Here is an 8,916-nt window from a genome sequence, read left to right on the forward strand (position 1 = left end):
GATGAGGGAGATGAGGGAGAATAACTAATGACCAATGACTAATGACCAATGACTAATGACTAATGACCAATGACTAATTTTAAATTTTTGTTGCAACTCTTAATGTTTCCCCCTCCTGTTTACCTCTACACCTTGGTAGACTGAAATTTATACAAATTAATTATTGTCGGCTGTTGTACCTTGAGAGAGTATCACCCTTGCCTCTCAGGGTTCTAGTCAAGATAATAAAAACAAAAGAGCAGTTAGGACATGGTAGATTCCCTAAAAAAGCCAGGCTTTGAAGAAATGCGGCCAGGGATTAAAGTCCCGGCAAAGGAAACTCTGTTAACACCCCGGTTTTACACCACCGATTTTGATGAGATGGCACGGATGGACATCTCCGTCAACGAAGACGAGTTGAGAGCCATTCTGGAAGAGTTCCGCGCGGACTATAACCGCCATCACTTTGTGCGGGATGCGGAGTTTGAACAATCCTGGGATCACATTGACGGGGAAACTCGCCGCTTGTTCGTGGAGTTTCTAGAACGTTCTTGTACGGCAGAATTTTCGGGCTTTTTGCTGTACAAAGAACTCGGTCGCCGTTTGAAAGATAAAAGCCCTGTTTTGGCAGAATGCTTTAACCTAATGTCACGGGATGAAGCGCGCCATGCTGGCTTTTTGAACAAAGCGATGTCAGACTTTAACCTGTCTTTGGACTTAGGGTTTTTAACCAAGAGCCGCAATTATACATTCTTTAAACCAAAATTCATTTTCTACGCCACTTATCTTTCAGAAAAGATTGGTTACTGGCGGTATATCACCATTTATCGCCATTTAGAAGCGCATCCTGAAGATAGAATTTATCCAATTTTCCGGTTCTTTGAAAACTGGTGTCAGGATGAAAACCGTCATGGTGATTTCTTTGATGCAATCATGAAATCCCAGCCGCAAATGTTGAACGACTGGAAAGCGAAACTTTGGAGCCGCTTTTTCTTGTTGTCAGTATTTGCTACGATGTATCTCAATGACATCCAGCGTCAAGACTTCTATGCTTCCATTGGTTTAGATGCGCGGGAATACGACATCTATGTAATTAAGAAGACCAACGAAACAGCAGGAAGAGTCTTCCCAGTGATGCTAGATGTAGAAAGTCCAGAGTTCTATGAACGTTTGGATGTATGTGTCAAGAATAACGAAAAATTGAGTGCGATCGCTAACTCCAACACTCCCAAATTCTTGCAATTCTTCCAGAAGCTACCAATTTACATCTCCAGTGGTTGGCAATTGTTAAAACTGTACTTGATGAAGCCAATTGATGCAGTTTCTAATCAAGGTTTAGCTCGCTAAATCTTTGAGTTTCTGCACTAATTTAAGTGGTTCTGTTGAGTACAGAACCACTTTTTTATTGAAACACGAAACTGATTTTTCTCTTGGTCTGTGTCCCTTTGTGATTTATTATTATAGGTTTGTAGTCAGTCGGTAAAAATAAATTAATTTCAGTTCGTAGTGAGGACTTTAGTCCTCATAATAAGGCTAAAGTCCTCTGTTGCAGAAACTGCGCGTAGCTTGCTTCCCCGGAGGGGTACACTACAAACCTTTAATTATTTAAGCCGACTTCATCAGTCTAAATCTATATTTTACTCTTAAAAAAAATGATATTTTTAGAACTCATATTACAAAATTTTGGCCCCTACGCAGGGAAACAAGTAATCAATCTTGCTCCCATAAAAGACGAAGAACACCGTCCAATTATCCTCTTAGGTGGGATGAATGGTGGCGGAAAAACCACCCTTATGGATGCTATCCGCCTAGCTTTATATGGACAACGCGCCCAATGTTCTACTCGTGGTAACTTGAGTTATCCTGATTTTTTAACCCAATGCGTTAATAATAAAACTGATCCTTTTGACAAAACACGCATTGAATTACTTTTTGAACATATTGAAGATGATAGACCAGTAAGATATCGGATTGTGAGAGTTTGGGACAAAAATCCCAAAGAAGGTAAAGATACATTAGGAATTTTAGGCGATGATGACACCTGGCCTGTTGATTCTCTGGCTAATATTTGGGATGACTATATAGAAAATCTCCTACCATTAGGAATTTCTAACTTATTTCTGTTTGATGGGGAACAAGTAAAAGAACTTGCGGAACAAGATACACCGCCACCAATAGTTATTGAAGCGATACGCGGACTTTTAGGTTTGGAGTTAGCAGATAAATTAGCAGGTGACTTAGATTTTATAGTCAACCGCAAACGCCGAGAACTGGCGAATACAAAAGACTTGGAACAATTAGAGATAATTGAGCAAAGATTACAGCAACAGCAAGTAGAATACGAAACCATAAAACAAGAATTAGTAACCCTTAAAAGTCAACTAGATGACTTAGAAATCAAGCAGCAAGAAGCTTTAGATAGATTTATGTCAGAAGGCGGTAAAATTGCTGCGGAACGCAATCAATTAGAACGGATAAAAAAAGAGAAAATCGCCGCCGCCGAAAAAGTCCGGGATTCAATGTGTGAATTAGCTGCCGATGTTTTACCATTGGCATTAATTCCTAATTTGCTCAGTCAGGTACAAGCACAAGGAGAAAAAGAATTTCGTTCTCAACAGATACAATTAGCTAAAGATGTGTTAATAGAGCGAGATCAACGCTTAATTAATTGGCTGAATCAGTTAGCAATGCCTGGAGAACAGGTTGATAAAATTGAGTTGTTTTTAGCTGAAGATGTTGAAAATTTATATACAGGTTATGCCCAAGGAGAACCACCTTGGTTACTTGCTGACGAAGAAAGTTTAAGTCAGTTAGATAATGCACAGTATCATTTAAAAACTTTGCTGAAATCACTAAAGCAACAGTTAGATATTCTGCAAAACACGGAAGAAGAAATTATTACTCTAGAAAGACAAGTACAAACAGCCGCAGAACCAGAGGCTTATAAACAATTACAGGAGGCTGTAAAATTAGCCCAAAAGCAAGTGGCTGAAGCTAAAGGTAATTATGAAACAACTCAATACAGACTAACTACATTAGGTAATACTATTGAACAGACCAAAAAGGAATTAAAAGAATATACTGATAAAAACCTGGATTACAAAAATAGAGAACATTTGATTGATTCGGTGCTGAAAGTTCAAGAAACCCTGAAGATTTTTCGAGAAAAATTAACTCTCAGAAAACTCAATAAATTAGAGGAAGAAGTCAAAAATTGTTTCCTCTATTTATTGCATAAATCGGATTTAGTGCATCGCATCGCTATTGATACGGAAACTTTCAGCCTGTCGCTGTATGATTTGAAAGGTCAACCAGTACCGAAACATCGCCTGTCAGCAGGGGAAAAACAACTATTAGCGATCGCCTTCCTCTGGGGACTAGCCAAAGTTTCCGGTCATCGCTTACCAGTAGCTATTGATACACCTCTTGGAAGACTGGATTCCTCCCACCGTAACAACTTAGTGGAACGTTATTTTCCCGCCGCTAGTCATCAAGTCATTTTACTTTCCACTGATACAGAAATCGGGAAATCAGAAGTAGAAATACTTAGGGAAAACGAAGCGATCGCCCGCGAATACCTGCTAGAATACGACTCCACTACCCGCCACACCACGATTAAACCGGGGTATTTTTGGGACTAGGTAGGGAATGGGGACTAATCAATTCAAAATTAAAGAATTTTGGGTAAAAATCTCCCCTAATCCCCTGCTTCCTCATCCTGCTATACTTATCTTTTCAGGAAGCGTTGACGCAGACGGATGACAAAAGTATTCACTTCAGGTATTTTCATCAGTGAGGCGATCGCCGCAAATACAGCCATCCCCACTAAACCAGATATACACAATTGCAAGATTTGAATTAATAAACCTTCTTTACCCAAGACTTGCTGAGAAGCTAGCAAAGTGGCAAAGCTGGCAATCCCAGCTACCACACTACCAGCCGTTAGTCCTAAAATGGGGACACTCCACTCACGTAAGGGTAAACCATTGAGTCGGCGGTCAAGTAACCATAACAGCATTAACATTGAGCTACAATTTACACCCACTGTAGCTAACACCAAACCAGGCGCACCAAAAGGTTTAACTAAAATCCAATCGAGTACAGCATTCAGCAATATATTAAATGTACTGATGCGAAAAGGTGTCTGTCCATCCCCCAAGGCGTAAAATACCCTGACTAAAACATCACGCCCCAAGTAAGCAAACATCCCGATACCGTAGGCGATGAGGAGGGATGAAACCAACTGCGTAGCTTCTTGTTTAAACGCACCACGTTGGTAAACTACCTGAACAATTGGCACAGATAAAGCCACCATCAACGCCCCTAGAGGTAGCATCGTCACAGCAGTGAGTAATAAACCCTGACGAATGCGTAATTTTAAATCTGGCCAGTTTTCTGGTTCGGCTAGCTTGGCGAATATGGGTAATAGCGGCAGTAAAATAATATTAGAAATAATCCCCAAGGGAGTTTGTACCAACAAATTGGCATAGTTAAAACCAGCCGCCGCACCCTGAATCGGACTGGCAAAATACAAGTCAGTCGCCACATTAATCGGCATCATTCCAGAGGAAATTGTTGCCGGGGTCATGATTCTAATGACTTCTTGAACTCCGGGGGCTTTAAAATCAAACCTGAGCCTTAATGTACCGAGTCCTAACCGCCATTGTACTATTAACTGCACTACCCATTGAAGAATTGCCCCTGCTAGAGTTCCCCCGGCTAAAACTATACCACCGATGAAGGCGTATTCTGGCTTGATGATGTCTTTGCCGAGTTGCAAAGCCAAGACAGCAATACCACCTACCACGGTGAGACTAGATAATAGGGGGCTAATAGAGAGTAACCAATATTGATTAGCGGCGTTGAGAGTACCGAAACCGATGCCAATAAATCCTGAGAATAAAGCCATCGGGGCCATAATTTGCAGTTGTTGAATGGCGATCGCTCTAGTTTTGGCATCTAAACCATAACCCACAATATCAATAATGTTACCAGCCAAGACAATCTGCAAGACTGTCACCAATAACAACACGCTACCGACGAGAGTTGTCACCGTTTCGACTAGGGGGGCGGCTTCTTCTTGCTTGCGCTTGGCTAAAACGCTGACGATCGCACTATGTAGCGGCCCGTTTACACCCCCTAATAGTACCAATAAAAAACCGGGGATCACGTAGGCGTAACTATAAGCCGTAGCAGCTGCACCCACACCAAAAGCAGCCGCGATCGCCTGCTGTCTAATTAAACCAAATACTTTACTAATTAACGTCGCTGCGGCAACAATACCAGCAATCCCAGCGAAAGAACGAGAGGGTTTTGGTTCTTGATTAGTCACGAATAATACCAGACAAATTTTGAAAGCCAGAGAGGATATGTAGAGACGTTGCATGCAACGTCTCTACATTATTTAACATCCTCTAACGACAACCCAAACTTTCGCGTGTAGAAACACCAGTAACGGGATTGATCCCATCTGCTCGTTCGCACATCAAAGACACTTGATAGCGGTCTATAATAGCGTCTGTAAAATCCGCCCCAGTAATATCAGCATCATAAAAACGGCTACGGGTTAAAGTAGCTTCTGTAAAAATCGCATTTTTTAAGTTAGCACTATCTAAAGTTGCCCGATCTACTAAAGCAGCTGTTAAATTTGCACCTTCTAAATTAGCTTTTAACAAAACGCCTTTAGTGAGGATAGCATTAGTTAAATCTGCACCTTGGAAATTTGTTCCTCGCATTTCCGCCGCTACAAAAGTTACACCTGCCAAATCAGTATTAGAAAAGTCACGATTTTCTAGATTTGTATTGCTGTAGTTAATTGTATTAATTTGAGCAAAAGCCGGCTTAGGATTGATGACGAGCCAAAACCAAGCCAGCAGCAAAATTACAATTAAACTAAATAATCTCAGCCAAAATTTCTTCATAACTTTCAACACCCAATTAATAGTCAAAAGTCAAAAGTCCAAAGCAATAACTAATGACTAATGACTAATGACTAATGACTAATGACTAATGACTAATGACTACTTCCAATCCTTCCCAATTCTGATTGTGATGTCAGAGTCTAAATCCCCTGTGGATTTAACTTGAACTAAACCTAAACCTAAGATGTTTTGTAGTTCAATTGCTGCGGTTCGATTCCCCTTTTGAGCAATAATTTGAGTTTGGCGTTGAGTATCTGGCCAATCCGGTGTAGTGTAAATATTTGTAAAACCTTTTTGTTTCAAGTAAGCAATAACTTTTTCAGTTAATTGAGGTTGATTGGAAGCATTTTGAATAGCAATTTTGAGGTGAGAAACTGGGCGGGAATCTGGCTGTAGTCCAGGTATATCGACCCCCACATAGTTACTCAATAGATTTTGTTGACCATTCAAATTCAGCCAATAGCTATTGGGATCTTGACTCAATTTGCTGAATATACCGGGCAACATAGTCATTTGGAAATTATCCCGTTCTAGATTGACGGAAAAATTCACCAAAGCCATCATTTCTTCTATCTTCAAATTGGAATCAAAATATTTCCGCATCAAGCGAGTTAATTGGGGCAATCTGGGTAAAACAGTCGGACTATTTAACCGTTGCAGCAATGCTGCTACCAGTGCTTGTTGTCGCTGCACTCGTGGTAGATCCCCTAAACCTTCCTCCCGGTATCGAGCAAACAATTCTGCTTGTTCACCTTTGAGAGTTTGCCAGCCACTAACTAAACTAACTGTTGATCCAGTGTTGGGGTCTTGATATGACATAGCTTTGGGAACAAAAACCTCTACCCCACCCAACTGATCCACCAACTGTCTTAAGCCACTGGTAGAAATGCGAATGTAGCGGTCAATCCGGGCATTATTTAAGGTGCGACTAACTACCCTAGCTGCTAAAACTGGCCCGCCTTGGGCATTAGCGTCTGATACCTTAGTCAATCCCTGTTCGGGGATAGCAATCATTGTATCCCTAGGAATTGACAGCACCCGTACAGTTTTGTTACTGGGGTTGAGTCTGACTAGCATCATAGTATCGCTCTTGCCACCAAAGCTTTCTGCTGAACCATCAACAGCACCTGGAACTGGCTCAATTCCCATGATCAGAATATTCATGGGTTTGGAGAGTTGATACTGAGAAATTTTGCTCCATAATTCCCCAGGTAGGGGCATTTTCTGCTCATCTTGACCAGCAACCCCTAATTCTTCCTCTGTGCGGTCTAGGTTGCTCCACAATGGAGTCCATAAGGCTAATGTGGATGCCAACAGACCAGAGAGAACTGTCCCCACAACCACAGTCAAAATCCACAATAGCCAGCGAGGCATGGTCAAACCCAAACGATCATAAAGCTCGTTGGGAATTGCGCCTACAGATTCGACAACATTACGGGAAGCCACTGACTGTGGTTGAGGTTTGACTTCCATTTCTGGTGTCGTTGCTGGTTGAGGCATGACCTGATTATCTACAAGTTGTATTTGCCCAGATCCTACCTCTAGTTCTAAATCTGGTATTTGTTGAGGCGCGACTTGATTATCTGAAAATTGAACCTGTTTAATCACAATTATCTCCCCACTCAACCACTCCCTAGAAATTATGTTAAACCAAGCTATCAATCTTGCCAGTGTCAGACTGCACTGTAAACTTGAAATGTTCTACCGTCGGTGTGTATGACAACATGAGTAGTTCATTGTTTCCAGTAATTCTGGCAGGTGGCAAAGGTGAGCGTTTTTGGCCCCTCAGTCGCCAAGACAGACCCAAGCAATTTTTAAGTCTTGATGGTAGCTCTAGAAGTCTATTACAAGCAACTGCCGAGCGACTGCTAACATTCGCAGGCAGTTGGGATGACTTGTGGGTAATCACTTCTAGTCAGTTAGGACAAGGAGTGAAACAACAACTACCCGAATTACCCTCTGAAAACTTATTGATTGAACCGCAGGGGAGAGACACTGCCGCCGCCGTAGCTTGGACAAGTTTGACAATTCAAAAGCGTTATGGAGATGACGCTATTATCGGCTTTTTTCCCTCAGACCACTGGATAGCTGACCAACAAGCGTTTAAGCGCACATTAGATGCTGCTACCCAATTAGCGGCAAATACAGCAGCAATCGTCACTTTAGGAATTAAGCCTAGCTTCCCATCAACTGGTTACGGTTACATCGAACAAGGCGAAAAAATTGGTAGCTTTAATGAGTTGCCAGCTTATCACGTTAACCGCTTTACTGAAAAGCCCAACCGTGAAACAGCAGAATCATTTCTGTCCACGGGCAGATTTAGCTGGAATAGTGGTATGTTCGTGTTTCGGGCTGGTGTAGTTCTGAATGAACTATATACTCATGCACCTGAAATTATCGAGCCATTGGCAAAACAGGGTCTTGATATTTATCCCCAGTTACCTAAAAAAAGTATAGACTATGCTTTGATGGAAAAGACTAATTTAGCTTATGTTTTACCAGCAGATTTTGGGTGGGATGACTTAGGTGATTGGAATGCAATTGAACGCTTACTAAAAACAGAAAATAATTCCAATGTAGAACTTGCTACCCATGTAGGGCTGGATACGCAAGGGGCTATTGTATATGCTACCAATCCAGAGGATGTAATTGTTACTATTGGTTTAGAGGATGTAGTGATTGTGCGCGATCGCAATGTCACGCTCATCGTCAATAAAGAACGTACTCAAGAAATTAAACAGGTTCTCAAAACCCTGCAAAATGATCCCCGATTTACTGACCTGCTTTAACTATTCAGTAATTGGTAAAACTTAAAACTCTTGGCAGAGGCACAAAAGCAGGGTTTTTATTATAACTAGCGAGGAGGGGATCAAGGGGATGAGGAGGATGAGGAAGATGAGGAAGATGAGGAGGATGAGGAGGATGAGGAGGATGAGGTAAGTAAAAATTCCTCCCCATCTCCCCCCACTCCCCCCACTCCCCCATCTCCCTCCACTCCCCCATCTCCCCCCACTCC

7 protein-coding genes are annotated in these 8,916 nt (G+C 41.8%); 3 read left to right on the forward strand and 4 right to left on the reverse strand.

Annotation, left to right across the window (positions count from 1 at the left end; translation table 11 throughout):
- Nucleotides 1-249: 249 nt before the first annotated feature.
- Together acsF and dndD are read left to right on the forward strand one after the other, a co-directional pair.
- On the forward strand, nt 250-1,326 hold the full coding sequence (acsF, locus tag A3775_RS02130) for a magnesium-protoporphyrin IX monomethyl ester (oxidative) cyclase (RefSeq protein WP_066382421.1): 1,077 nt from the start codon (nt 250-252) through the stop codon (nt 1,324-1,326).
- A 305-nt stretch (nt 1,327-1,631) separates the two neighbouring features.
- The gene (dndD, locus tag A3775_RS02135) at nt 1,632-3,620 is read left to right on the forward strand and encodes a DNA sulfur modification protein DndD (RefSeq protein ID WP_066423655.1); all 1,989 of its coding nucleotides are present in this window, start codon (nt 1,632-1,634) and stop codon (nt 3,618-3,620) included.
- A gap of 86 nt (nt 3,621-3,706) precedes the next feature.
- Here the strand turns inward: dndD and murJ are convergent, their stop codons facing one another.
- From murJ to A3775_RS02150, 3 genes are all read right to left on the reverse strand, one after another.
- Nucleotides 3,707-5,311, reverse strand: coding sequence for a murein biosynthesis integral membrane protein MurJ (gene murJ / locus A3775_RS02140; RefSeq protein WP_066382413.1), 1,605 nt, complete (start codon nt 5,309-5,311; stop codon nt 3,707-3,709).
- A gap of 82 nt (nt 5,312-5,393) precedes the next feature.
- Nucleotides 5,394-5,900 carry a pentapeptide repeat-containing protein gene (locus tag A3775_RS02145; RefSeq protein WP_066382411.1) on the reverse strand — a complete coding sequence of 169 codons (507 nt, stop codon included), beginning with the start codon at nt 5,898-5,900 and terminating at the stop codon, nt 5,394-5,396.
- Between the two features lie 99 nt (nt 5,901-5,999).
- Entirely contained in the window at nt 6,000-7,508 is a 1,509-nt protein-coding gene (locus A3775_RS02150; protein ID WP_066382409.1) for an LCP family protein, read from the reverse strand.
- Between the two features lie 116 nt (nt 7,509-7,624).
- Here A3775_RS02150 and A3775_RS02155 point away from each other — a divergent pair, with 116 nt between their 5' ends.
- Nucleotides 7,625-8,689, forward strand: coding sequence for a mannose-1-phosphate guanylyltransferase (locus A3775_RS02155; protein WP_066382407.1), 1,065 nt, complete (start codon nt 7,625-7,627; stop codon nt 8,687-8,689).
- A 21-nt stretch (nt 8,690-8,710) separates the two neighbouring features.
- Here the strand turns inward: A3775_RS02155 and A3775_RS24865 are convergent.
- On the reverse strand, nt 8,711-8,916 hold a 206-nt coding region (locus A3775_RS24865; RefSeq protein WP_231866922.1), incomplete at its 5' end, for a hypothetical protein.

The sequence above is a fragment of the Anabaena sp. 4-3 genome, from assembly GCF_001597745.1.
GTDB lineage: Bacteria > Cyanobacteriota > Cyanobacteriia > Cyanobacteriales > Nostocaceae > Trichormus.

Excerpts from the sequence above, each read along its gene's own strand:
- acsF (WP_066382421.1), top strand. The coding sequence starts at position 250 with ATGGTAGATTCCCTAAAAAAGCCAGGCTTTGAAGAAATGCGGCCAGGG.
- dndD (WP_066423655.1), top strand. The coding sequence starts at position 1,632 with ATGATATTTTTAGAACTCATATTACAAAATTTTGGCCCCTACGCAGGG.
- A3775_RS02145 (WP_066382411.1), bottom strand. The coding sequence starts at position 5,900 with ATGAAGAAATTTTGGCTGAGATTATTTAGTTTAATTGTAATTTTGCTG.
- A3775_RS02155 (WP_066382407.1), top strand. The coding sequence starts at position 7,625 with ATGAGTAGTTCATTGTTTCCAGTAATTCTGGCAGGTGGCAAAGGTGAG.